Raw genomic sequence first — 22,242 nt, 5'->3', positions numbered from 1 at the left:
TTCGTGTATTCGCTGCCCCCCAAGGGGGCGCAGGCCTCCCTTGGGGCGGCCCGGCGGGAGTCCTGACCATGCACCTCCAAGTCAACGGCGCTGCCATCTATTGCTACACCGGCGGCAAGGCATTTGATGCCGCCAAGCCCACGGTGGTGTTCATCCACGGCGTGCTCAACGACCACAGCGTGTGGGCCCTGCAAAGCCGCTACATGGCCAACCATGGCTGGAACGTGCTGGCCATCGACCTGCCGGGCCACTGCCGCAGCGGCGGTGAAGCGCCCGCATCGGTGGAACAGGCGGCCGACTTCATTGGCGCACTGCTCGATGCCGCAGGCGTGCAGCGCGCGGCGCTGGTGGGGCACAGCTGGGGTTCTCTCATCGCCATGGAAGCCGCCGCGCGGCTCAAGGACCGCGTCAGCCACCTGGTGCTGGTGGGCACGGCCTTCCCGATGAAGGTGTCGCCCGCCCTCATCGAGGCCTCGCAGAGCGACCCCGAAAAGGCCCTGCGCATGGTCAACGTGTTTTCGCGCAACACGCTGGCGGCGCCCCCGTCGGCGCTGGGGCCGGGCACCTGGGTGTTTGGCGCCAGCATGGCGCTGGGCCGCAAGGTGCTGCGCAGCAACCCGGCCGTCAACGTGTTCCACCGGGGGTTTGTGGCCTGCGACAGCTATGCGGGGGGCGAGGCCGCCATGGCGCAACTCACCTGCCCGGTGCTGTTTGCGCTGGGCGCGCAGGACCAGATGACCGCGCCCAAGGCCGCGCAGGGTTTGATCAGTGCTGCACGTGCAGCGGGCAAATCGGTGCAGGTGGCAAACCTGCCGGTGGGCCACCACCAGATGACCGAGGCACCGGAAGAAACGCTGTTCGCGCTGCGCGATTTCCTGGCCCGCTGATCCCGCAGAGGCAATACACGCCGCTGGCCTGCCGCACCGCAGGTCAGCGTGCGCCACGCCGCCAGACAGGCCACTGCCAGAGCGTGAAGGCCCGCAGCAGCCACTCCACCGGGCCATAGGCATGCATGGCCATCCAGCGGCGGCTCCACGCCAGCTGGGTGGCGTACAGCACCAGCACGCCCAGCACCACCCACCCTGGCGACACCTGGCCCACCAGCGCAAGGCCATAGGCCGTGAAGACCAGCGCCCCCACCAGCGACTGCAGCAGGTAGTTCGACAGCGCCATGCGCCCCGCAGGCTCCAGCACCGCGCCCAGCCGCTGCCCGGCAGGGCCGCGCTGCAGAAGCCACAGCAGCAGCGCAACGTAGCCGAACGTGAGAAACGGCGCGGTGGCCAAATCCACCGCCAGCGCGGCCAGGCCCACCTGCTCGGGCTGCTGGGCCCCGCTGGCCCCAGACTGCACCGAGGCATAGAACAACGCGCCCGCCACACCCACAGGCAGGCAGCACGCCATCCAGCGGCGCAGCCGCGCAGGCTGCCGCGCCACGGTGGCCAGGTAGCCGGTGCGGTGCGCAGCCAGCCCCAGCAGGAACATGGCCAGCGCACACGGGCCCTGCACGAATACCAGCACAAACCACACGCCCTCGGCCATGTCCCGCCCACGCTGCGCAATGGCCTCCAGGGCACTGGCGCGATACGCCTGCGCGGCCTGCTGCGCCTTCGCGTGCAGCTCGGCCAGGGGCAGGTCCGTCGGCGGCACCTGTGCCACCAGCCAGGCCAGCAGGCCCCAGCCCCCGGCAGTGGCGCCCAGCAGCGCCAGTGCCAGCACCACCGCCGTGGCCGGGCGCACGCCCCGCCACGCGAGCAGCAGTAGGCCCAGCAGCGCGTAGGTAACCAGGATGTCGCCCGCAAACAGCAGCCACGCATGCCCCAGCCCCAGTAGCAAGAGCCCCAGCAGGCGCCGCAGAAAGCGCGGAACAAAAGCGCTGCCGGCGCGCTGGGCGGCGTCCATCTGCAGCGCAAAGCTGTAGCCGAACAGCAGCGAGAACAGCAGGTAGAACTTGGTCTCGAAGAGGAAGCTCACCAGCCACCGCACAGCGTGGTCCACGGGCCGCGAGAAGGCCGGGTCGGACACCCCCACGCCAAAGTAGGTAGAGGCAAAACTGCCCGCATTGACCATGAGGATGCCCAGCAGCGCAAAGCCGCGCAGTGCATCGATGGCGTGCTCGCGGCCCACTGACGGGGCACTGCCAGGTGGGGTGGTGGTGGATTCAAGGGAAGTCATCATGGCCATAGTGGCAGAACCTGTTCAAGGACAGCCCGCAACAACCCCTGTCCATCACGGCACAGCATTTTTTGGGGCCTGGGCGTATAAAGCGATTGGCACCGGGGCAGTCCCGCCCACAAGGAGACAACGATGGACATCAGTGCACCCCACACCCCCACCGACCCGCGCACCTTCAAGCGCTTTGCCGACTTCTACCCTTTCTACCTGAGCGAGCACAGCAACCGCATCTGCCGCCGGCTGCATTTCGTGGGCTCCACGCTCACCCTGGTCTGCATGGCCATGCTGCTGGCCACGGGCAAGCCGCAGTACCTGCTGTACGGGCTGCTGTGCGGCTACGGCTTTGCCTGGGTGGGTCACTTCGGCTTTGAGAAGAACAAGCCCGCCAGCTTCAAGCGGCCGCTCTACAGCTTCATGGGCGACTGGGTGATGTACAAGGACATCTGGACGGGGAAGGTGCCGTTCTGAAGCGGTGATTCGCCACAGCTGCCACGGCGATAAATTCAAGTAAAAACAGGCCCTAGCGCTTATCCAACAAGCGCAAGCAGCTATATTTTCGATAGCTTACACCGACCCTGCCCGCAGCGCGCCCTGGGCGGGGTCAGCGCCAGCACCCGGCTGCAGCACATCCTCCAGCAGCAATCCGTCCAGCCGGGCCTGTGACCACAGCGGCTGTAGGCTCTCGGCGCGCTCCAGCAGCAGGCGCTGCACCAGCGGTGCGAGGGGTGTCGCGCCCGGGTTGGCCAGCAGCACATAGCGGGGCTCGGGCACATCCGATGCGTCCACGGCCGCATCGTTGACCTGGCCCACCCAGTCCAGCGCGGTCAGCGCCTCCAGCACCGGGGCCAGCTGCAGCACGTCCACCCGCAGCAACTGGGCGAGCTGGCCGGGGCGCAGGCCTTTGAGGGGCTGGTGGCGCACGCGGTGCAGCTGCTGCAGCACCTCCACCGCCAGCTGAAACGTCCAGCCCGCCACCGTGCTGCGCCGCGCCACACCGGCCAGCAAACTGGGCAGGTAGGCCGTGACCACCGCCCCCAGCAGCACGATGACCCAGGCCACATAGATCCACACCAGCAAGATCGGCAGCGTGGCAAACGCGCCATACACCACCGAATAGGTGGGCACCTTGCCCAGGTACAGCGCCAGCACCTTTTTGGCCAGCTCGATGCACACCGACACGAACAGCCCGCCCGTCCAGGCATGCCGCCATTTGACCGGCGTGTTGGGCACATAGTGGTACAGCGACGCCATGCCGCCTGCGAGCACCACGAACTGGATCGAATCGAACAGCAGCTGCACACCATCGGGCAGGCGCTTGACCAGCCCGCCCGAGGCCGACATCACATACGACGTGAGCGCCAGGCTGGCCCCCATGAGCAGCGGGCCGAGCGTGATGGCGGCCCAGTAGATCAACACCCGCTGCCCCAGCGGCCGCAGCCGCTGCACGCGCCAGATGTCGTTGAGGGTGCGGTCGATGGTCAGGATCAGCGCCAGCGCCGTCGCCAGCAAGATGCTGAAACCGGCCACCCCCAGGCTGCTGGCCTTGGCTGCAAACTGCGTGAGGTAACCGAGCACCTGGCGCGAGATGCTGTCGGGCACCAGGCTGTTCACCAGCCAGCCCTGCAGCGCATCCTGCAGCTTGCCGAAGATGGGGAACGCCGTGAACACCGCCAGTGCCACGGTGAAGAAGGGCACCAGCGCCAAAATGGTGGTGAAGGTGAGGCTGCTGGCGGTCAGGCCCAGGTGGTCTTCGCGGAACCGCTCGCGCAAGGTCTGCGCAGTGGTCCGCCAGGGAAAGTGCGACAGCTCGGTCATCAGCGCTTCGGTGCGCGACGCTACTGTCTGTAAGGAAAAGGGCATGGCCGATATGATGCCACCCCAATGACTGCCTCCCCCGCCGCTCCCGCCGCCCCAGCCGCCGCTTCCGCGCCCGCGCTCCCCTCCGACAACTCCGTGGCCGCCACGCGCTGGGTGGCCACCGGCTGCCTGCTGGCGCTGATCGCGCTGTGCCTGGCCTGGGAGCTGGTGATGGCACCGCTGCGCCCCGGCGGCTCCTGGCTGGCGCTCAAGGCGCTGCCGCTGTGCATTCCGCTCGCCGGCGTCCTCAAGAACCGCATGTACACCTACCGCTGGGTCAGCCTGGTGATCTGGCTGTATTTCACCGAAGGCGTGGTGCGCGGCTGGAGCGACAAGCCGCCCTCGCAATGGCTCGCCTGGGCCGAGGTGGCGCTGTGCCTGGTGCTGTTCACCGCGTGCACGCTGCACGTGCGGCTGCGCCAGCGCAATGCGAAGGCCGCGGCAGCAGCAGCGGCAGTCCCTGCGGCCACATCGGCGCCCTGATGGCTGTCAATGCATGTTGATGCCATCGATGCCGTGAACACCCTGGATGCTGCTGCCACCGCTGCCACACCCTTTTCCTGACTTTGAAAAAGCTCTGCCATGACCACTTTGCTTGACACCCTGCGCACCCTTGTCGGCCCCGCCCATGTGATCACCGAAGGCGACCTCTCTGCCTGGGAGCAGGACTGGCGCCGCCGCGTGCGCGGCAAGGCCCTGGCCGTGGTGCGCCCCGCCAGCACGCAGGAAGTGGCCGCCGTGGTCAAGGCCTGCGCCGCAGCGGGCACCTCCATCGTGCCGCAAGGCGGCAACACCGGCCTGGCCGTGGGCTCCACACCCGACGACTCCGGCACGCAGATCGTGCTGAGCCTCACGCGCATGAACGCGGTGCGCAGCGTGGACACCGACAACCTGACCATGACCGTGGAAGCCGGCTGCATCCTGCAGAACCTGCAGGACGTTGCGCAGAACGCGGGTGTGCTGTTTCCCCTGTCGCTGGCGGCCGAGGGCAGCTGCACCATCGGCGGCAACCTGGGCACCAACGCGGGCGGAACGCAGGTGGTGCGCTATGGCAATGCACGCGACCTGTGCCTGGGCCTCGAAGTGGTCACCGCCCAGGGCGAGGTGTGGGATGGCCTCAAGGGCCTGCGCAAGGACAACACCGGCTACGACCTGCGCGACCTGTTCATCGGCAGCGAAGGCACGCTGGGCATCATCACCGCCGCCACGCTCAAGCTCTACCCCGAGCCCGCAGCACGCCTCACGGCCTGGGCTGCCGTGCCGTCGATGGAACACGCCGTGGCGCTGCTGGGCTTGGCGCACAAGCAGCTGGGCGCGGGCCTCACGGGCTTTGAGGTGATGGGGCAGTTCGCGCTGAGCCTGGTGGGCAAGCACATGCCACAACTGCGCGTGCCGTTTCTGGGCGACGAGAACGCGCCCTGGTGTGTGCTGCTCGAAAACTCCGACAGCGAATCCGAGGAACATGCCCGCGCCCGTTTCGAAGCGCTGCTGGAGACCGCGTTCGAGCTGGGCTGCGTGACCGACGCCGTGGTGGCCGAGAACCTCACCCAGGCCAGCCAGCTCTGGCACATCCGCGAAAACATTCCGCTCGCGCAGGCCGAGGAAGGCCTGAACATCAAGCACGACATCTCCATCCAGATCTCGCGCATCCCCGCCTTTGTGGCGCACACCGATGCGGTGCTGCAGCGCGAAATCCCCGGCGTGCGCCTGGTCAACTTTGGACACCTGGGCGACGGCAACCTGCACTACAACGTGCAGGCGCCCGCGGAAGGCGATGCCAAGGCCTTCCTGCGCGACCATGAGCAGCATGTGCACCACCTGGTGTACGAGGCCGTGGCCGAGTTCGGCGGCTCGTTCTCGGCCGAGCATGGCATTGGCGAGCTCAAGGCCGACAAGCTGGAGAAGTACCAATCGCCCGTGGCGCTATCGATGATGCGCGCCATCAAGCAGGCGCTGGACCCGCAGGGGATCATGAATCCCGGGCGGGTGCTGCAGCCACGCGCCTGACAGACGGTGGCCCCACAAGGCCACAGCCCCCGCACATCCCTTGCGCCCCCTGTTCACCGCCCATCCGCAACCCTTTCCAGGAAGGCCCGTCCCATGACCGCTACCGTTTCCGTGCGCCCCGTTCAGTCCGAAGACTACGCCGCATGGCGGCCGCTCTGGGATGGCTACAACGCGTTTTACGGCCGCTTTGGCGCCACCGCGCTGCCCGAACACATCAACGCAACCACCTGGCAGCGCTTGCTGGACCCGGCAGAGCCCGTCTTCTGCCTCGTGGCGCAGGACACTGCGGACGGCAAGATCCTCGGACTTGCGCATTACCTTTTTCATCGCAGCACGACACGCATCGATCCGATTTGCTACCTGAGCGACCTGTATACCCAGGAAGCCGCACGGGGCCGGGGCGTGGGGCGTGCGCTCATCGATGCCGTCTACGACGCGGCACGCGTGGCCAGATCGTCCCGGGTGTACTGGCAGACCTACGAAACCAATACCACCGCGCGAGTGCTGTACGACAAGATGGCCAAGCACCACGGGTCCATCGTCTACGCGCAGGAACTCTGATCAACGCCTGCCAGCCATGCCGAGATTTACTATTAAAACAATAGCTTCTTGCGCTTACGCATCAAGCGCCAGAGCCATTTTTTATCAAAATTCTCACTTCCAACGACGACCACAACCCTGATGAACAGGGCACTCGGCGGGGTCGTGGCTCTGGGCATCGCGTTCCACGCGGCCCAGAGCGCTCTTCAGAACACCTTGCGCATCGGCTGCGCCTGCAGCCCTGCCCAAGACTGCACTGCACCTGCGGGTTCATAGCCATTGCGGCGGTAAAAAGCCTCCGCCGTGCGCGTACTCTCCAGCTCCAGGGCCGCCAACCCCAACTCTCGCGCACGGGCCTCGGCCTCACGCAACAAGGCGCGGCCTACGCCCTGGTGCAAGGCCTCTGGCACCGCATAGCAAAGCGCCAGCGTGGTCCGCGTCAGCAGAGCAAAACCCACCATCGCCTCCCCGCAGTACGCAGCCCACGCCGTTGCATCTGGCGCGGTGATCCACGCGGCCAGGTTCTCCGGGGTCTTGTTGGCCAGCCATGCATTGAGGATGGTGGTGTCGTGGTGGTGGTCGAGAGCGCAGCAGTGGGTGATGGATTGACGGACTACGGTGCAGGCGGCCTGTGCTGCATCGCAGCCGACCGGTACGACGCAGGGTGCGTGGGGCGCCTCACCAGAGGCCGTCATGCTGCTGAGCCCCATTGCGCCACGTGCACCAGCCCCACCGCCAGCACTGCATAGAACAGGAAGCCCACCATGTACACCCCGTTCGCGGTCACCACACGCTGGCCGTCACGCCGAAACGACAACGCCCCTGCGGGTGCAAAGATGCGGGCTTCCTTGTTGCGCGCGTTTTCCGTGCGCCAGCGGCCCAAGCTGAGAACGCGCACCAACAGCGCACCGGTATACACCAGCAGCACCTCCACCACCGACCACAGCATCGCAACCACAAACTCTGTCATCTGCATCCTCCGCAAATTTGCGAGGGGAAATGATAAACGGCCCGAAGATAAGAACGTCTGCGGTCCCGTTACTCAAGCTGGGTCTTGGGCTGCCGGATGCAGCCGACTCCACTCGTTCGCAGCCTCCCACCCCGGTGGAACACAACCCTGCTCCATCACGCACAGGCTCGCGCTGGCCAGCGCGTGGCGCAGCGCGTGCTGGCACGTTTCAGCCGTCAAGCTTGCGACGAAATGCGCAAAACTCTCCGCGCCACCGGCAGCCTGCGCCTGCCGCAGCAGGTGAGCCAATAGCCCCGCCAGAAAGCTGTCGCCCGCGCCCACGGTGTCCACCACCTGCAGCGGCTGGGCCTCCTTGGCAAAACACTGTGCGCCGTTGCGATGCAGCAGCCATGCACCATCCCCGCCCAGCGTCAGTGCCAGCAGGTGGGCCTGGGGGTTGGCGGCCAGCAGGTGGCGGGCGCGGGCCAACGCGTCGGTGCCGGGCACGGCAAGGTGGTCCAGGTCTTCGTCGCTGGCCTTGATGATGTGGGCGTGGGCCAGCGCGGCGTGCACCGTGGTGCGGTAGGCCGCCAGGTCGGGCATGACGGAGGGGCGCAGGTTGGCATCGACCACCACGCAGCGGCCTGCTGCGCGCTGGGCTTCGAGCCAGGGCTGGTAGATGGCGGTGTCGCGTACGTCCAGCGCCAGCGCGCCGGTGCACACCAGTTGCAGTGTTGGCAAGGCGGTGCAGGCATCGTCCAGGCCTTGTGCCGACACGGCGCGGTCCGCCACGCCTTCGCGGTAGAAGGCGTAGTCGGGGTGGCCGTGTTCATTGAGGTTGACCACGGCCAGTGATGTGACTTGTTGCACCGGCTCGGGCTGGGCGAGCAACACGCCGTCGGCGGCCAGCTGCGCGGCCAGCTCGCGGCCAAAGCGGTCGCGCGACAAGGGGTTGAGGTACTGCGTGCCCACGCCCTGCCGGGCCAGCGCGCGGCACAGGTTGTACAGCGCACCACCCAGGCACGGCAGGTAGCTGCCGTCGGGGCGGCGGATGAGATCGATGAGGGCCTCGCCTGCGATGGCGGCCTGTATGGGAGCCGTGGCCTGGGAAGTGTTGTGTACCGAAGTCATGGTGGATGTGAAGAGGATGCGGACAGCAGCGTCAGAACTGCGATTGCAGTGCCGGGTATAGCGCGACAAAGCGGGCGTAGCGCTCGGCCAGCAGGGCTTGTTGTGCGGGCTGGGGGCTGAAACTGGCGTCGGCGGCCAGGGGCTGACACCAGTGGGCTTCGTCGCCACCGCAGGCCATGGCAGCCAGGCGGGCGGCGCCCAGGGCAGCGGCGGCGTGTGCGCCCTGGGGGCGCTGCAGCGGGCAATCCAGGGCGCTGGCCAAGAGCTGCGCCCAGGGGTTGCTGCGGGCTCCGCCGCCGACCAACGCCAGGGCGGGATCGCCATGCCCCGCAACAGCGACGACACTGCCCTGCCCCACCCCAGCGGCGCGCATGGCGTTGAGGCCATCCAGCAGGCCAAATCCCACGCCTTCCATCACGGCGTAGGCAAGGTCGGTGGCGTCGTGTTCGGTGCGCAGGCCCATGAAGACACCGGTCGCAGCCGCACTGTTGTGCGGCGTGCGCTCGCCGCTCAGGTAGGGCAAGAACAGCGGTGCCTGTGCCTGCCGGCTGGCGGGCATGGCGCCCACGGCGTCCGACAGTTGTGCCTCATCGCCCCGCCCCGTGAGCCGCGTGACCCAGCCAAACGCACTGGCTGCGCTGAGCATGACGGACATGTGGTGCCAGCGCTGCGGCAGCGCATGCGCAAAGGCGTGCACGGCGCGTTCGGTGGCAGGTGCAAAGGCATCCGTCACACGAAAGACCACACCCGAGGTCCCCAGCGACACAAAGCCCTGGCCCGTGGTGCGGGCGCCCACACCCACGGCGCTGGCGGCGTTGTCGCCCGCGCCTGCCGCCACCACCACCCCATCACCCAAGCCCCAGCGGCGCGCCACATCGCCGCGCAAGGTGCCGGTGGCCGCGCTGCCCTCGGCCAGCAGCGGCATGTGCGATGCATCGAGCCCCGAGGCCTGCAGCATCGCCGGGCTCCAGGCGCGGGCCTGCACATCCAGCCACAGCGTGCCGGATGCGTCGGACATGTCGCTCACCGCATCGCCGGTGAGCTGCAACCGCAGCCAGTCCTTGGGCAGCAGCACGGTGCGGATTTGTGCAAACACCTCTGGCTCGTGCGTGCGCAGCCACAGCAGCTTGGGCGCGGTGAAGCCGGGCATGGCGAGGTTGCCGGTGATCTGGCGCGAGGTGGGCACAGCCTGCTCCAGTGCGGCGCATTCCGCACTGGCGCGGCCGTCATTCCACAGGATGGCGGGGCGCAGCACGTTGGCCTGCGCACCCAGCACCACGGCGCCGTGCATGTGGCCCGACAGCCCCACACCACGCACCTGCGCCCACGCGGCAGGCGCCTGCGCGCGCAGCTGCGCCACGGCGGTTTCTACCGCGGCCAGCCAGTCTGCCGGGTGCTGCTCGCTCCAGGTGGGCTGGGGGCGGTATTGGGCCACGGCAGCGTCGGCAGTGGCGATCACCGTCTGCGTTTCGTCGAGCAGCAGGAGCTTGACACCCGAGGTGCCTAAATCGATTCCGAGGTACATGGATGATGGGCAAATGTCAGTGGATCAAAGTGAAAGCAATGCCCCTGCAGCTTGCAACGGGAGCGCTCCAGGCCAGGGACGCCCAGCGAGGGCTACTTCGCAGCAAGGGCGTCGCCCCCTTTTCAAGGGGAAGGTGCTGCAAGCGACTCAGGGGGACTTTCCATACCGCCCCACCCCCTGCTTGCGGTACTCGCTCGGCGTCATGCCCTTGATGTCCAGAAACCGGCGGTTGAAGTTGGCCATGTTGTTGAAGCCCACGTCGTACGCAATGTCGGTGATGTAGCGGTCCGTTTCCATCAGCAGCTGGCAAGCACGGTTCACGCGCACCAGGTTCACGAAGTCGGTGAAGGTGTTGCCAGTGGCGCGGCGGAAGAAGCGCGAAAAACGGCTTTCCGTCATGCCCAGCTCCTGCGCCAGGTCGGCCGCCGAGAGCGGGTCGGCGAGATGGTCGGTGATGCGGCTCACGATGGCGTTGATCTGGTCCAGTTGCGCATCGTTGTCCTCGCTTTGCAGCTGCGTGCTCGACAGCAGGCGAAAGTCGGTGCAGCGCGCCAGGTCGCTCATGAATTCGCAGAACGCGCCGAACCGGGCCAGCCCCTGGCGCGCCTTGATGCGGTGCCAGTGGTCTTGGGCCTGCGCTTCCATGCCAAAGAACTCCACGCCGTGGCGCGCGCGCTCCAGCAGAGGCAGCACCTCGCGCAGCTCGGGGATGGTTTCGCTGCTGGCCACCAGCGGCGCGTGCGAGAACTGGATCACCAGGTCGCGCAGCGGCACGCCCCCTTCGGGCAGGTCCATGCTGATCCAGTTGTGCGGCAGGCGCGGCCCGGTCAGCACCAGGTGGCCGGGCTGGAACTGCCCGATCCAGTCGCCCACGAACACCTTGCCCGACGTCGCGGTGATGAGGTGCAGCTCGTACTCATCGTGGTAGTGCCAGCGCGCCAGCGGCGTGGGAAACCCGTGTGACAGGCAGCGGATGAAGCCCGCCGTCTCGGGCGACTCGTAGCCCAGCGCGGGCGAGCGCACATAGTCGTGCTCCAGCTCGGGTTTGGTCTGGCGCGGGGCAATGGGCGTTTTCACGGTCATGGCAGTGGGTAGGCGGACAGTCCGTTGAAGTTACACCAGCATCAGGCCTGCGCACGGTCCGCCACAAAAACCAACACGCGGGCGTAGGCTTTGCGCAGGGTTTCCACCAGCTTCGGATGGCTGGCCATCTCGCCCCACAGCGTCGTGTCGGCCGCAAACGCGGCGACCGGGTCGGCGGCGTCGCAGATGGCGTGCGCCACGGCCGGGTCCATGGCCTGGTCCTGGTAGGTGTAGGGGATCTGCCCCGCGTGCCAGCGCTGCAGGTAGGCCAGGAACAGCGCGGGCAGCATGGCCACGCTGTCAAACGGCGCGCTCTGCGCCAGCTTGTCGCGGATGGTGGGCGCGATCATGCCGGGGATCTTGGAGAACGCGTCCATGGCCACGCGCTGGTTGGTGTCTGCGATGGCGGGGTTGCCGAAGCGGTCCAGCACCACGTCGCGGTAGGCCTGCAGGTCGATGGGGCATGGCAGCAACACGGGGATCGCATCGTCGGTGACGTAGTCATAGGCCATCTGCCGGATGGCGGCATCGTGCGTGCCTTCGTGGATGTACTGGTAGCCCGCCAACGTGCCGGCCCAGGCAATGCAGCTGTGGGTGGCGTTCAGCAGGCGGATCTTGGCCTCTTCGTGCGCCTGCACCGACTGCACCATCTCCACGCCCACGGCCTCCCAGTCGGGCCGGCCGGCGATGAAGTGGTCTTCGATGACCCACTGGATGAAGCTCTCGCCCATCAGCGCCGCCTTGTCGTCCCAGCCGGTGGCTGCCCGCACGCGCTCGGCCACGTCGGGCGTGGGGCGTGGGGTGATGCGGTCGACCATGGCGTTGGGGCTGCTGGTGTGCTGCACCACCCAGGCTTTGAGCTCTGCGTCGCCCAGTGCATCGATGAACTGCAGCAGGCCACTGCGCGAGCGGTCGCCGTTGTGGCGCAGGTTGTCGCAGTTCATCAGCGTGACGGGGCCGGCGCCCGAGGCCATGCGCGCGCGCAGGATGCTGACGAGGCCGCCGTAGATGGTGTGGCCGGCCTGGCCGGCTTCCACGGCCGCGAGGTCGGCGCGCAGGTCGGCAAACGTGGACCAGTCGAGCTGGTTCTGGGCATCGAGGTAGTAGCCCGCTTCGGTCACCGTGAAGCTGATGATGCGCGTGGCGGGGTCGGCGCCTGCAGCGATCAGCGGGGCCAGGTCGTTCTGGTAGGGGATCACGCGCTGTATGGATTCGATGACGGTGTAGCTGCGCTCGCCCTGGGGCGTGACGGTCTCCAGCGTGTAGCGGCCGCCCTGCGCCTGCAGGGCCGCGATGGTGTCGGCCATGTCGGGGCGCAGGTTGCCGCCCGCGATGGCCCAGCCCGTGTCACCTTGCTGGCGCAGCTGGTGAACGTAGACGGCCTGGTGGGCACGGTGGAAGGAGCCCAGGCCCAGATGCAGGATGAAATTCATGGTGCGTGAAGACGGGTATTCAGAGATCAAAATTCGTGGGCATCATCACGACGTCGCGGATGGTCATGCCGCGCGGGCGGGTGAGCATGAAGAGCACCACGTCGGCCACTTCGGAGGCCTCGATGAGGCTGCCGCTGGCCTTGGCCTCGGCGAGCTTTTCCGCGGGCCAGTCGGCCAGCAGCGAGGTGATGACGGGCCCGGGCGAGATGGAGCCCACGCGAATGCCGTGCTTGAACACCTGGCGGCGCACGGTCTGCACAAAGCAGTTGACCGCCCACTTGGACGACGCGTAGACCGGCTCCCACGGCGTGGGGAAATGCGCGGCCAGCGAGCTGGTGACGATGATGTCGCCCCGGCCGCGCTCGATCATGTGGGGCAGCACGTTGTGCACGTTCTTCATCACCACGTTGACGTTCAGGTTCAGCATGCGGTCGATGGCATCAGGGTCGGCATCCACCAGGTCGCCGCCCACATACAGCCCGGCGTTGGCGTGGAAGATGTCGAGCCGCCCCGCGAGCGCCAGCGTGCGCTGCAGCAGACTGGCGCACTGCTGGGCATCGAGCAGGTCCAGCACCAGCGGCAAGGCGCTGGGGTCGATGGCGGCGCATGCCTTGGCCAGCGCGGCCTCGTCGCGGTCGATCAGCACCACGCGCGCGCCGGCATCGGCCATGGCTTTCGCGCTGGCGAACCCGATGCCCGAGGCAGCGCCGGTGACCGCCGCCACCTGCCCTTGCAAAGTCTGCGTGGCACTCATGCTGCGTGGCCCGCCACGACGCGGCCGGCGGTGTCGAACCAGTGCGCGTGCGATGCATCGATGTCCAGGCTCACCGCATCGCCTGCACGCAGGCCCGTGCGGTCGTTCTGGCGCGAGACGAACTGCGCGCCGCCGGGCGTGCTGACGTAGATCAGCGTCTCGGCGCCCAGCGCTTCGATCAGGTCCACCTGGCCGCCCACGGGCGTGGCGCCAGTGTGGCGCACGGTGATGTTCTCGGGGCGCAGGCCGATGGCGCCCACGGCGGCGCCGTCGCGGGCCGTTGGGGCCTGCTGCTGCACGGGCTGCGGCAGCTTGTCAACGGGCACCACGTTCATCTGCGGCGTGCCGATGAACTGGGCCACGAACTGGTTGGCGGGCTTGTCGTACAGCTCCAGCGGCGTGCCCACCTGCTCGATCACGCCGTCGCGCAGCACCACCACGCGGTCGGCCAGCGTCATGGCCTCGACCTGGTCGTGCGTCACGTAGATGGTGGTGGCGCCCAGGTCGCGGTGCAGCTTGGCGATCTCCACCCGCGTCTGGCCGCGCAGCGCTGCGTCGAGGTTGGACAGCGGCTCGTCGAACAAAAATACCTTGGGCGCGCGCACGATGGCGCGGCCGATGGCCACGCGCTGGCGCTGGCCGCCCGACAGCTCCTTGGGCGTGCGCTGCAGGTAGCTGGTGAGGTTGAGGATGCGCGCGGCGTTCTGCACCTTGTCGTCGATCACCTGCTTGTCGACCTTGGCGAGCTTGAGCGCGAAGCTCATGTTCTCGTACACGCTCATGTGCGGGTACAGCGCGTAACTCTGGAACACCATGGCCAGGTCGCGCTTGCTCGACGGCTGGTCGGTGATGTCGCGGCCGTCCAGCATGAGCGAGCCGCCGTCGATGGCTTCGAGCCCCGCGATCAGCCGCAGCAGCGTGGATTTGCCGCAGCCCGACGGGCCGACGAAGACGATGAACTCGCCCTGCTGGATGGTGAGGTTGATGCCCTTGATGGCGCGGTGCTCACCAAAGAATTTTTCGATGCCGCGCAGTTGAAGGTAGGCCATGGAATCAGGTTCCTGAAATCTTGATTGCGTTAGATAGGAAAGCAGCGCGTTACTTCACGGCACCGAAGGTGAGACCCTGAACGAGCTGCTTCTGGCTGAACCAGCCGAACACCACGATGGGCGCAATGGCCATCAGCGACGCGGCGGACAGCTTGGCCCAGAACAGGCCTTCGGGGCTGGAGTAGGACGCGATCAGCGTGGCCAGCGTGCCGGCCTTGGCGGCGCTGAGGTTCAGGCTCCAGAAGGCTTCGTTCCACGACAGCACCAGGCACAAGAGGCCGGTGGACGCCAGGCCGCCCATACCCAGGGGCAGCAGCACCAGGCGCACCTCTTGCCACAGCGTGGCGCCGTCCATGCGCGCGGCCTCCAGGATCTCGTGCGGGATGTCCTTGAAGTGCGAGTACAGCATCCAGACCATGATGGGCAGGTTGGACAGCGCGAACACGATGATCAGCGCGAGCTGCGTGTCGAGCAGGTGGCTCTTTTGCGCCAGCACGTAGATCGGCACCAGCGCGCCCACGGCGGGCATCATCTTGGTCGACAGCATCCACATGAGGATGTCCTTGGTGTACTTGCCCTTGAAGAAGGCCATGGCATACGCCGCTGGCGCGGCCAGCATCAGCCCCACCAGGGTGGACAGCACGCTGGTGATGACCGAGTTCTTGGCGTACAGCAGGTAGTCGCTGCGCTCTTGCACTTCATGAAAGTTCTCGAGCGTGGGCGTGAAGACGAACAGCGGCGGCACCGCGATGGCCTGCAGCTCGGTCTTGAAGGCGGTGAGGAACAGCCATCCCAGCGGAAAGAACAGCAGCAGCGCCACGCCCCAGGCGGCAGCGGTGCGCAGGGCCAGCAGGCCCAGCGGAAACTTGGAACGGCGTCGTGTGGTGGTTGCAGTCATGTGCGTTGCCTCTTGTCTTATTTGTCGAGGTTCTTGCCGACCATGCGGATCAAAAACACCGCTGCGATGTTGGCCAGCACGACTGCAAACAGCGCCCCGGCCGAGGCCACGCCCGCGTCGAAGTTGAGCAGCGCCTGCTTGAAGATCAGGAAGGTGACGTTGGTGCTCGCATCGCCCGGCCCGCCGGCCGTGGTCGTGTAGATCTCGGCAAAGATGCTGAGCAAAAAGATGAGTTCGATCATGACCACCACGGCCACCGAGCGGCCCAGGTGCGGCACGTACAGGTAGCGCAGCTGCTGCAGGTAGTTGGCGCCGTCCATGCGCGAGGCTTCCAGCTGCTCGTGGTTCATGCTCTGCAGCGCGGTCATGAAGATCAGCGTGGCGAACGGCAGCCATTGCCACGACACCATGACGATGACGGAGAACAGCGGGTGGTCGGTGAGCCAGTCCACCGGCGCTGCGCCAAAGAAGATCCACACCTGCGCGAGCACGCCATAGATGGGGTTCATCATCATGTTCTTCCACATCAGTGCATTGACCGTGGGCATGACGAAGAACGGCGAGATCAGCAGCACCCGCACGATGCCCCGGCCCGGAAAAGGCTCGTTGATGAGCAGCGCGATCGCCACGCCGAAGAACACCGTGATGAGGATCACGCTGCCCAGCAGCAAGATGGTGTTGAACACCGCTGCGCCGAACGATGGGTCGGTGACGAAGTACTCGAAATTCTCCAGCCCCGCAAAGCCCGTCTGGTCGGGCTGCATGAGGTTGTAGCGGATGAGCGAGAAGTAGATCGTCATCACCAGCGGCACGATCATCCACAGGAAGAGCGTGGCCATGGCTGGCGTGAGCAGCAGGCGGGGGAGCAGGCGGCGGTTCATGGGAGCCTCAGAAAAAAGTCCAGCGGGAATAGGCGTTCAGTCGGCGTCGCGAGCGGGCCGAGGCGGGGTCGCTGTACCGCAGCCGTACTCTCGTACGGCGAGGAACACCGGCCCCGGATCGGCCCGCGCAGTAGCCGAACGAATGCCTATTTGTAGTAGCCAGCCTTCTTCATTTCGCGGTCAGCCGACACCTGCGATGCCTTCAGTGCCGCATCCACCGTTGTCTTGCCCGCCAGTGCCGCGCTCATCTGCTGCCCCACCGCGATGCCGATGGCCTGGAACTCGGGAATCGCCGCGAACTGCACGCCCACGTACGGGCTCTTGGGCAGGGTCGAGTCGGTCGGGTTGGCCGAGTCGATCGCGACCTTTTCGGCGGCGGCAAAGCGGGCGGCCTTCTGGAATTCAGGCGATGCGTAGGTGCTCTTGCGCGTGCCGGTGGGCACGTTGGCCCAGCCGTTGGTCTTGGCGACCAGCTGGATGTAGTCCTTGCTGGTGGACCAGGTGATGAACTTCTGCGCTGCGTCGACCTTTTTCGAACCGGCCGGAATGGCCAGGTTCCACGACCACAGCCAGTTGGCACCCTTGGGCGTGTTCATGGTGGGGGCCTGGGCAAACGCCATCTGGTCGGCCACCTTGGACTGCTTGGGGTCGCTCACGAACGACGCTGCGATGGTCGCGTCCACCCACATGCCGCACTTGCCGGAGTTGGTCAGCGCCAGGATCTCGTTGAAGCTGTTGGCCGACGAGCCGGGCGGGCCGTAGTTCTTGAGCAGGTCCACGTAGAAGGTGATCGCGTCCTTCCAGGGCTTGGATTCGAGCTGCGGCTTCCACTGCATGTCGAACCACTGGCCGCCGAAGGTGTTGACCAGCGTGGTCAAAAACGCCATGTTGTCGCCCCAGCCCGGCTTGCCGCGCAGGCAGATGCCGTACACGCCGTTCTTGGGGTCGTGCATCTTGGCGGCCAGGTCCTTGATCTGCGGCCAGGTGGGACGCTCGGGCACCTGCACGCCGGCCTTGTCGGCCAGGTCCTTGCGGTACATGAGCATGGAGCTTTCACCGTAGAACGGCGCGGCGAACAGCTTGCCGTCGATGGACAGGCCGTTGCGCACGGCGGGCAGCAGGTCGTCCACGTCGTAGGCGGCGTCGGTTTTGAGCTCCTGCAGCCAGCCCTTCTTGCCCCAGATGGGCGCCTCGTACATGCCGATGGTCATCACGTCGAACTGGCCGCCCTTGGTGGCGATGTCGGTGGTGACGCGCTGGCGCAGCACGCCTTCTTCGAGCGTGACCCACTTGAGTTTGATGTCGGGGTTCGCCTGCTCGAAGTTCTTGCTGAGCTTTTGCATCTCGATCATGTGGCCGTTGTTCACGGTGGCGATGACCAGTTCGGTCTGCGCGCTGGCGGCGCCGCACAGCGACAGGGCCAGCGCAGCAGCCAGGGCGAGGCGCTGGGGAGCAACAACACGGGGGGAATGTGGCATCGGAATGTCTCCTTCGTAATTGGTATGGGATCGACCGTTCAACGCCAGTGCAGGCATACGGCATTGACGAACTGAACGATACCGATGCTGCAATGCTCGATTGGTACTGCAATCGTCATCACAAATACTAATTTGCACCAGATACTCAGGATTTATACCTAGAGCTGTCAATTGGGTATCTGGTTCTGGATTTTGGCGCTTGCTACCCGCGATTGCCTCCAGAGACATTTACTATCAAATATATAGCCGCTAGCGCTTATACATAAAGCGCCAGAGGCCAATTTGACTCATATTTCCCTGATCACTTCGACATACGCGGCTGCAGCGTGACCCACCAGCGGGTGATGTAGGCAACATCCACCGGCACCGCCGCCGTCAGGGCCAGCAGCGCTTGGTCGGTGTCGGCCAGCGGCAGTGTGCCGGTGACGCGCAGGCCTGCAATGGCAGGGTCAACGCCCAGATGGCCGGGACGGTGGCGCGCCAAAGTGGCTACCACCTCGGCCAGCGGCTGGTTGTCCACCACCAGCATGCCGTCCTTCCACTCATCGGCGTCTGTCCGCGCCGTGATCGACTCCATCTGGCCGCCGTGCAGACGCAGGGCCTGCCCGTTGGGCACGATGCGCTCTGACGTGCACAACTCCACCGGCGTGATGGCGCAACGTGCCGGGCGTGCTGCAACGGCGGACTGCAATACGGTGACCTCGGTGCCGCCGTCCTTGCTGGTTGCACTCTCGCCCCTTGCCCAGCGACGCACGACGAAACGCGTGCCCAGCGCACGCAGGCTGCCGTCCTCGGTCACCACGACGAGAGGCCGCTGCTCGGCGGGGTTGGCATGGCTGGTTTCCACCGCCACCTCACCCGCGCGCAGCCGCACTTCGCGCATGTCTTTGTTGAATGCGATGTCCACGGCGCTGCGGGTGTTCAGGTGCAAGACCGTCTGGTCCGCCAGCACGATGGTGCGGCGCTCGCCCGTGCCCGTGTGGTGGTCGGCCAGCAACTGGCTCACGGGCTGAAAATGGTTCAGCATCGCCGCCCCGCAGGTGACGGCCAGTGCCACCCCCAGTGCGGCGCGCACGGCACGCGCCGGTGCCCGCGTGCGGCGCAGCACGGCAGTGCGTGCAGAGGGCCCCCCTGCGGCAGAGAGCTGGTGATGGATCTCGCCCAGCTGACGCCAGGCGCGGGCGTGGTCCGGGTGTGCAGCCAGCCAGTCATTCAGCGCCTGTGTGTCAGCCGGTCTGCGGGCACCTTCGCCCCCGCGCAACTGCCACGCAATGGCCGCATCGAGCACAGCGGGCGGCACCGGGAGGTTGTCCATTGCGTCCCCGGACCCAAGGCCGGGCGTCCCAGCAGCGCTCACTGCGGCGCACCGAAGCGCAGGCGATAGGCATGGCGCATCGCGTTTTCCAGCAACTGCCGCACACGCGGCACCGACACCTGCAGTTGTTTTGCGATCTCGGCATGCGTGAGGCCATCGAGGCGGCTCATCAGCCAGGCAGCGCGCGTCTTGGGGGTCAAGCCCTGCATCAGCACGTCCACCGCCTTCAGCATCTGCATGGCAGCCAAGCGCTCTTCGGGCGAAGGCTGCAGTACCTCAGGCTGTAGCGCCAAGTCAGCCAGGTAGGCGCGCTCCAGCTCGCCACGTCGCCAGAAGTCCACCAGCAGGCCCCTGGCCACAGTGGTGAGATAGGCCCGCGGCTCGCGCAGGACTTCGTTGCCCTCCGCCGACGTGGGGCGCGCCAGCAACCTCACAAACGTGTCCTGCGCCAGATCGGCCGCGTCGTGTGTGCAACGCAGACGCCGCCGCAGCCAAGCCTGCAGCCAGCCGTGGTGTTCGCTGTAAAGACTGTGCAGGGGGTGCTGGGCTGCGGACATGACGACAATGAGAATGATTCTCGATTATATAATCAATCCCCCGGAAACATGCCCTTCGTCAACGCCCCCGGCCAGCGCGCCAACCCACCTCCACCACCCCCGCGCGAGGCGCTAACTTCCCCTTGCTGACCTGCGCCTAGACACCCGTCCAACGGGGCTCCCGGGCGCCACTCTTCACATCAGAAGTCGACACTGGCCGACAGTGCCAAGGTTCGCGGTGCGCCTACCGACAATTGGCCCGATGACGCCGTGGCCGATGCCCAGTAGGCGCGGTCCAAAGCGTTGGTCAACTGTGCGCGCAATGTCAGCGTCCGCCCAACAGCCTGCATCCGGTAGGCTGCGCCCACGTCCAGGCGCGTCCATTGCGGAATGCCCAGCGCATTGTTCGCCGTCACGCTCTGCCGCCCGGTGTACAACACGCCGCCGCTCAGCGTCAGGCCCGGCACGGCGGGCACATCCCAATCGATGTGGGCGTTGGCCTGCACACGCGGTGCCCCCACGGCTCGGCGGCCGTCGTTGGCGCCGCCTGCCGTCCGGCGCTGCCTCGCATCCAGCAGCATGAGCCCCGCCATCAGGCGTGTGCCCCGCGCCACCTGGCCAAATGCATTGAGTTCGACACCCCGGTTGCGCTGTTCGCCATCGATGCGAAAGACGGGCAAGCCGCCGCCGCCCGCCACCGGCACGCTGATCGCGCTGGGCTGCTGGATCTGGAACAACGCAACGGTCGCGCCCCAGTCCTGAAAATCAAACTTGCCGCCGACTTCGTTCTGGCGCGCGACGTAAGGGGCAAAGATTTCGCCCGCGTTGGCGGTGCCCACAGGCGCCACCGGCCCCTGGGACAGGCCCTCGATGTAGTTGCCATAAAGCGTGACCCCCGGCCGCAGCTTGAACGCAAGCGCCGCTGCTGGCGTCGCGCGGCGCTGGTCGTAGACCGGCAGCGTGACGGCACCACTGGCCCCGTAGTTGACGTTGCCGACCGTCTGCATGCGCACGCCCAGCGTCAGTTGCACCCGCTCATCCATGAACGACATCGTGTCGGCCAACGCCACGCTGGACAGCCGCTGGCGGTTCAGCAGCAGCGGCTCTGTGGAATACGTCGACAGATCAGGCTGCGGCACAAACACCGGCGTGTGGATGTTGGATGTGCCCGTGGCCACCGTGTGCGTCAGGTTGTAGCGCACCTGGCGCAGGGTGCTGGCACTCAACACCACGCGGTGGTTGACCGCACCGGTGTCGACGCTGCCGCGCAGCCCCACTTCGCCGGTACGCGAATTCACGTCGTCAAAGAAATACAGGTTGCGCTCGGTGAATGTCCCATCGGCGCGCGTGATCGCGGGAATGCTGACCAGCAGGTCTGTCGGGTTGTTGCGAAAGCCGGCCGCCACATAGGCGGTGAGGTTTCGGGTCAGCTCCACTTCGCCACGCAACGCGCCATGGAGCGACTCCAGGCCGACATAGCCCCAGGGCTGGGCAAAGTTGGTCCCTGCCCTGGGCGCCGAGGGCACGGATGTCAGCCCCGCAGCCACGCTGGCTGCACGCATCGGCGCACGCGAGGTCCGCTTGAGAGAGCCCAGGTCGACGCTGAGCTTGACGCCGTCGCCGCGATAGTCCAGCCCCGCAGCCAAGTGGCTGATGCGCGCGCCCTGCCGGTCGGTGGCCGTATCGCCGTCGCCATGCACGGCATTGACGCGCAGGCCCAGCGCCTTATCAGGGCCGAAGCGGCGCCCGACATCCACGTGGCCCTGCACATAGCCTCCTGTTTCATAGCTGGTGATCAGGCGCGTCAGTGGTTCGTCACCTGCGCGCTTGGGAACCAAGTTGATCACGCCCCCGAGCGAAGCACTGGGCGAAACGCCCGACAGCAATGCGCTGAGCCCGCGCATCACCTCCACGCGCTCCACGCCTTCCAGCGACGTGAAGGTTCTCGGCGCGATGCCGTAGAGCCCATCGAACGCGATGTCTCCCGCGCCGAGCGCGAAGCCACGCATCGTGAAGCTGTCGCTGTAGCCCCCGCGCGAAGACCAGTCACTGCGCACCGACGCCTCATTGACCAACAGGTCGCCGAGCGATTTGGCCTGCTGCTGCTCGATGACTTGCGCGGTGTAGCCCGCCACGGAAAACGGGGTGTCCATCAGGTCCTGGTTGCCCAGCAGGCCGATGCGGCCCCCTCGCGCAACCTGCCCCCCGGCAAAAGCGGGCGGCAGGTCGCCAGCCCGATCCGCACTGGCGGTGACGCGCACGGCGGGCAACGTGGTGCTTGAAGCATCGGGCATGGTGGGCGTGGCGGGCCCGGGTCGCAGCGTGTAGCCCCCTCCGCTGATCGCCAGCAGTTCGAGCCCCGAGCCAGCCAAGGCCTGGCGCAGTGCCGTGGCCGCATCCAGGCGGCCTCGCACGGCGGTGGCACGCCGCTCGGCGACCAGAGCGGCATCCATGGTCAGGGCCAAACCGGCATCACGCGCGATGCGGTTCAGGGTGGCCGCCAGCGGGCCTGCAGGCAAATCGTAGTCACGCAGAGCCGCAACGTCCGACATGACTTGCGCCTGCGCCACGCCATGTGACAGAAACGGCCAGGCGAAAGCGATCAGCGTTGCCAATGCCAGAGGCCTGGCACGA

General features: G+C 66.7%; 21 protein-coding genes. 5 read left to right on the top strand and 16 right to left on the bottom strand.

Annotated elements, in window-relative coordinates:
* Positions 1–68: 68 nt before the first annotated feature.
* Positions 69–887 (top strand): alpha/beta fold hydrolase, encoded by an 819-nt coding sequence (locus ARADN35_RS0100205; RefSeq protein WP_010457798.1) that lies wholly within the window; start codon positions 69–71, stop codon positions 885–887.
* Between the two features lie 43 nt (positions 888–930).
* Here ARADN35_RS0100205 and ARADN35_RS0100200 read toward each other — a convergent pair whose 3' ends face one another.
* The gene (locus ARADN35_RS0100200) at positions 931–2,181 is read right to left on the bottom strand and encodes a DUF418 domain-containing protein (RefSeq protein ID WP_010457796.1); all 1,251 of its coding nucleotides are present in this window, start codon (positions 2,179–2,181) and stop codon (positions 931–933) included.
* A gap of 123 nt (positions 2,182–2,304) precedes the next feature.
* Between ARADN35_RS0100200 and ARADN35_RS0100195 the strand changes: the two genes are divergently transcribed.
* On the top strand, positions 2,305–2,640 hold the full coding sequence (locus ARADN35_RS0100195; protein WP_010457794.1) for an Mpo1-like protein: 336 nt from the start codon (positions 2,305–2,307) through the stop codon (positions 2,638–2,640).
* Positions 2,641–2,736: 96 nt separating this feature from the next.
* On the opposite strand, the gene ARADN35_RS25580 is transcribed toward ARADN35_RS0100195, so the two are convergent.
* Positions 2,737–4,032 (bottom strand): YihY family inner membrane protein, encoded by a 1,296-nt coding sequence (locus tag ARADN35_RS25580; protein ID WP_035198662.1) that lies wholly within the window; start codon positions 4,030–4,032, stop codon positions 2,737–2,739.
* Positions 4,033–4,053: 21 nt separating this feature from the next.
* Between ARADN35_RS25580 and ARADN35_RS0100185 the strand changes: the two genes are divergently transcribed.
* The 3 genes from ARADN35_RS0100185 (at position 4,054) to ARADN35_RS0100175 (ending at position 6,597) form a co-directional block, all read left to right on the top strand.
* The gene (locus ARADN35_RS0100185) at positions 4,054–4,512 is read left to right on the top strand and encodes a DUF2069 domain-containing protein (RefSeq protein ID WP_010457791.1); all 459 of its coding nucleotides are present in this window, start codon (positions 4,054–4,056) and stop codon (positions 4,510–4,512) included.
* Between the two features lie 99 nt (positions 4,513–4,611).
* Positions 4,612–6,036, top strand: a complete 1,425-nt coding sequence (locus ARADN35_RS0100180) for an FAD-binding oxidoreductase (RefSeq protein WP_010457789.1) — start codon at positions 4,612–4,614, stop codon at positions 6,034–6,036.
* A 93-nt stretch (positions 6,037–6,129) separates the two neighbouring features.
* Positions 6,130–6,597: a GNAT family N-acetyltransferase gene (locus ARADN35_RS0100175; RefSeq protein ID WP_010457787.1), complete on the top strand. Its 468-nt coding sequence runs from the start codon at positions 6,130–6,132 to the stop codon at positions 6,595–6,597.
* Positions 6,598–6,782: 185 nt separating this feature from the next.
* Here the strand turns inward: ARADN35_RS0100175 and ARADN35_RS0100170 are convergent, their stop codons facing one another.
* The 14 genes from ARADN35_RS0100170 to ARADN35_RS0100105 form a co-directional block, all read right to left on the bottom strand.
* The gene (locus ARADN35_RS0100170) at positions 6,783–7,271 is read right to left on the bottom strand and encodes a GNAT family N-acetyltransferase (protein WP_010457785.1); all 489 of its coding nucleotides are present in this window, start codon (positions 7,269–7,271) and stop codon (positions 6,783–6,785) included.
* Positions 7,268–7,546, bottom strand: a complete 279-nt coding sequence (locus ARADN35_RS0100165; protein WP_010457783.1) for a hypothetical protein — start codon at positions 7,544–7,546, stop codon at positions 7,268–7,270. The genes ARADN35_RS0100170 and ARADN35_RS0100165 overlap by 4 nt, the downstream gene beginning before the upstream one ends.
* Before the next feature lie 72 nt (positions 7,547–7,618).
* The gene (locus ARADN35_RS0100160) at positions 7,619–8,656 is read right to left on the bottom strand and encodes a PfkB family carbohydrate kinase (RefSeq protein ID WP_010457781.1); all 1,038 of its coding nucleotides are present in this window, start codon (positions 8,654–8,656) and stop codon (positions 7,619–7,621) included.
* A 31-nt stretch (positions 8,657–8,687) separates the two neighbouring features.
* Positions 8,688–10,181, bottom strand: a complete 1,494-nt coding sequence (gene xylB, locus ARADN35_RS0100155; RefSeq protein ID WP_010457779.1) for a xylulokinase — start codon at positions 10,179–10,181, stop codon at positions 8,688–8,690.
* A 147-nt stretch (positions 10,182–10,328) separates the two neighbouring features.
* Positions 10,329–11,264 (bottom strand): AraC family transcriptional regulator, encoded by a 936-nt coding sequence (locus ARADN35_RS0100150; RefSeq protein WP_010457778.1) that lies wholly within the window; start codon positions 11,262–11,264, stop codon positions 10,329–10,331.
* 41 nt (positions 11,265–11,305) lie between these two features.
* Positions 11,306–12,697, bottom strand: coding sequence for a D-arabinitol 4-dehydrogenase (gene dalD / locus ARADN35_RS0100145; RefSeq protein WP_010457777.1), 1,392 nt, complete (start codon positions 12,695–12,697; stop codon positions 11,306–11,308).
* A gap of 19 nt (positions 12,698–12,716) precedes the next feature.
* Positions 12,717–13,451 carry an SDR family oxidoreductase gene (locus ARADN35_RS0100140; RefSeq protein ID WP_010457776.1) on the bottom strand — a complete coding sequence of 245 codons (735 nt, stop codon included), beginning with the start codon at positions 13,449–13,451 and terminating at the stop codon, positions 12,717–12,719.
* On the bottom strand, positions 13,448–14,500 hold the full coding sequence (locus tag ARADN35_RS0100135) for an ABC transporter ATP-binding protein (RefSeq protein ID WP_010457775.1): 1,053 nt from the start codon (positions 14,498–14,500) through the stop codon (positions 13,448–13,450). The genes ARADN35_RS0100140 and ARADN35_RS0100135 overlap by 4 nt, the downstream gene beginning before the upstream one ends.
* A 49-nt stretch (positions 14,501–14,549) precedes the next feature.
* On the bottom strand, positions 14,550–15,398 hold the full coding sequence (locus tag ARADN35_RS0100130) for a carbohydrate ABC transporter permease (protein ID WP_010457773.1): 849 nt from the start codon (positions 15,396–15,398) through the stop codon (positions 14,550–14,552).
* A gap of 17 nt (positions 15,399–15,415) precedes the next feature.
* Positions 15,416–16,279 carry a carbohydrate ABC transporter permease gene (locus tag ARADN35_RS0100125; RefSeq protein ID WP_010457771.1) on the bottom strand — a complete coding sequence of 288 codons (864 nt, stop codon included), beginning with the start codon at positions 16,277–16,279 and terminating at the stop codon, positions 15,416–15,418.
* A gap of 146 nt (positions 16,280–16,425) precedes the next feature.
* A complete protein-coding gene (locus ARADN35_RS0100120) occupies positions 16,426–17,757 on the bottom strand; it encodes an ABC transporter substrate-binding protein (RefSeq protein WP_010457770.1) in 1,332 nt (443 codons plus the stop codon).
* Between the two features lie 301 nt (positions 17,758–18,058).
* Entirely contained in the window at positions 18,059–19,072 is a 1,014-nt protein-coding gene (locus ARADN35_RS0100115) for a FecR domain-containing protein (RefSeq protein ID WP_010457767.1), read from the bottom strand.
* A 38-nt stretch (positions 19,073–19,110) separates the two neighbouring features.
* Positions 19,111–19,629, bottom strand: coding sequence for a sigma-70 family RNA polymerase sigma factor (locus ARADN35_RS0100110; RefSeq protein WP_010457766.1), 519 nt, complete (start codon positions 19,627–19,629; stop codon positions 19,111–19,113).
* A 179-nt stretch (positions 19,630–19,808) separates the two neighbouring features.
* On the bottom strand, positions 19,809–22,160 hold the full coding sequence (locus tag ARADN35_RS0100105) for a TonB-dependent receptor (RefSeq protein WP_139019139.1): 2,352 nt from the start codon (positions 22,158–22,160) through the stop codon (positions 19,809–19,811).
* Positions 22,161–22,242: the final 82 nt, after the last annotated feature.

Source organism: Acidovorax radicis N35 (assembly GCF_000204195.1).
Taxonomy (GTDB): Bacteria; Pseudomonadota; Gammaproteobacteria; order Burkholderiales; family Burkholderiaceae_C; genus Acidovorax; species Acidovorax radicis.
The sequence above is the reverse complement of the archived record's forward strand: the minus strand, read 5'-3'. Positions and strand labels throughout refer to the sequence as shown.

Bases quoted from the DNA above. Each gene is read 5' to 3' on its own strand.
- ARADN35_RS0100180 (WP_010457789.1), top strand. From the start codon at position 4,612: ATGACCACTTTGCTTGACACCCTGCGCACCCTTGTCGGCCCCGCCCAT.
- ARADN35_RS0100115 (WP_010457767.1), bottom strand. From the start codon at position 19,072: ATGGACAACCTCCCGGTGCCGCCCGCTGTGCTCGATGCGGCCATTGCG.
- xylB (WP_010457779.1), bottom strand. From the start codon at position 10,181: ATGTACCTCGGAATCGATTTAGGCACCTCGGGTGTCAAGCTCCTGCTG.
- ARADN35_RS0100160 (WP_010457781.1), bottom strand. From the start codon at position 8,656: ATGACTTCGGTACACAACACTTCCCAGGCCACGGCTCCCATACAGGCC.
- ARADN35_RS25580 (WP_035198662.1), bottom strand. From the start codon at position 4,032: ATGCCCTTTTCCTTACAGACAGTAGCGTCGCGCACCGAAGCGCTGATG.
- ARADN35_RS0100110 (WP_010457766.1), bottom strand. From the start codon at position 19,629: ATGTCCGCAGCCCAGCACCCCCTGCACAGTCTTTACAGCGAACACCAC.
- ARADN35_RS0100120 (WP_010457770.1), bottom strand. From the start codon at position 17,757: ATGCCACATTCCCCCCGTGTTGTTGCTCCCCAGCGCCTCGCCCTGGCT.
- dalD (WP_010457777.1), bottom strand. From the start codon at position 12,697: ATGAATTTCATCCTGCATCTGGGCCTGGGCTCCTTCCACCGTGCCCAC.
- ARADN35_RS0100185 (WP_010457791.1), top strand. From the start codon at position 4,054: ATGACTGCCTCCCCCGCCGCTCCCGCCGCCCCAGCCGCCGCTTCCGCG.
- ARADN35_RS0100125 (WP_010457771.1), bottom strand. From the start codon at position 16,279: ATGAACCGCCGCCTGCTCCCCCGCCTGCTGCTCACGCCAGCCATGGCC.
- ARADN35_RS0100200 (WP_010457796.1), bottom strand. From the start codon at position 2,181: ATGGCCATGATGACTTCCCTTGAATCCACCACCACCCCACCTGGCAGT.
- ARADN35_RS0100140 (WP_010457776.1), bottom strand. From the start codon at position 13,451: ATGAGTGCCACGCAGACTTTGCAAGGGCAGGTGGCGGCGGTCACCGGC.
- ARADN35_RS0100105 (WP_139019139.1), bottom strand. From the start codon at position 22,160: ATGTCGGACGTTGCGGCTCTGCGTGACTACGATTTGCCTGCAGGCCCG.
- ARADN35_RS0100150 (WP_010457778.1), bottom strand. From the start codon at position 11,264: ATGACCGTGAAAACGCCCATTGCCCCGCGCCAGACCAAACCCGAGCTG.
- ARADN35_RS0100175 (WP_010457787.1), top strand. From the start codon at position 6,130: ATGACCGCTACCGTTTCCGTGCGCCCCGTTCAGTCCGAAGACTACGCC.
- ARADN35_RS0100205 (WP_010457798.1), top strand. From the start codon at position 69: ATGCACCTCCAAGTCAACGGCGCTGCCATCTATTGCTACACCGGCGGC.
- ARADN35_RS0100135 (WP_010457775.1), bottom strand. From the start codon at position 14,500: ATGGCCTACCTTCAACTGCGCGGCATCGAAAAATTCTTTGGTGAGCAC.
- ARADN35_RS0100170 (WP_010457785.1), bottom strand. From the start codon at position 7,271: ATGACGGCCTCTGGTGAGGCGCCCCACGCACCCTGCGTCGTACCGGTC.
- ARADN35_RS0100165 (WP_010457783.1), bottom strand. From the start codon at position 7,546: ATGACAGAGTTTGTGGTTGCGATGCTGTGGTCGGTGGTGGAGGTGCTG.
- ARADN35_RS0100130 (WP_010457773.1), bottom strand. From the start codon at position 15,398: ATGACTGCAACCACCACACGACGCCGTTCCAAGTTTCCGCTGGGCCTG.
- ARADN35_RS0100195 (WP_010457794.1), top strand. From the start codon at position 2,305: ATGGACATCAGTGCACCCCACACCCCCACCGACCCGCGCACCTTCAAG.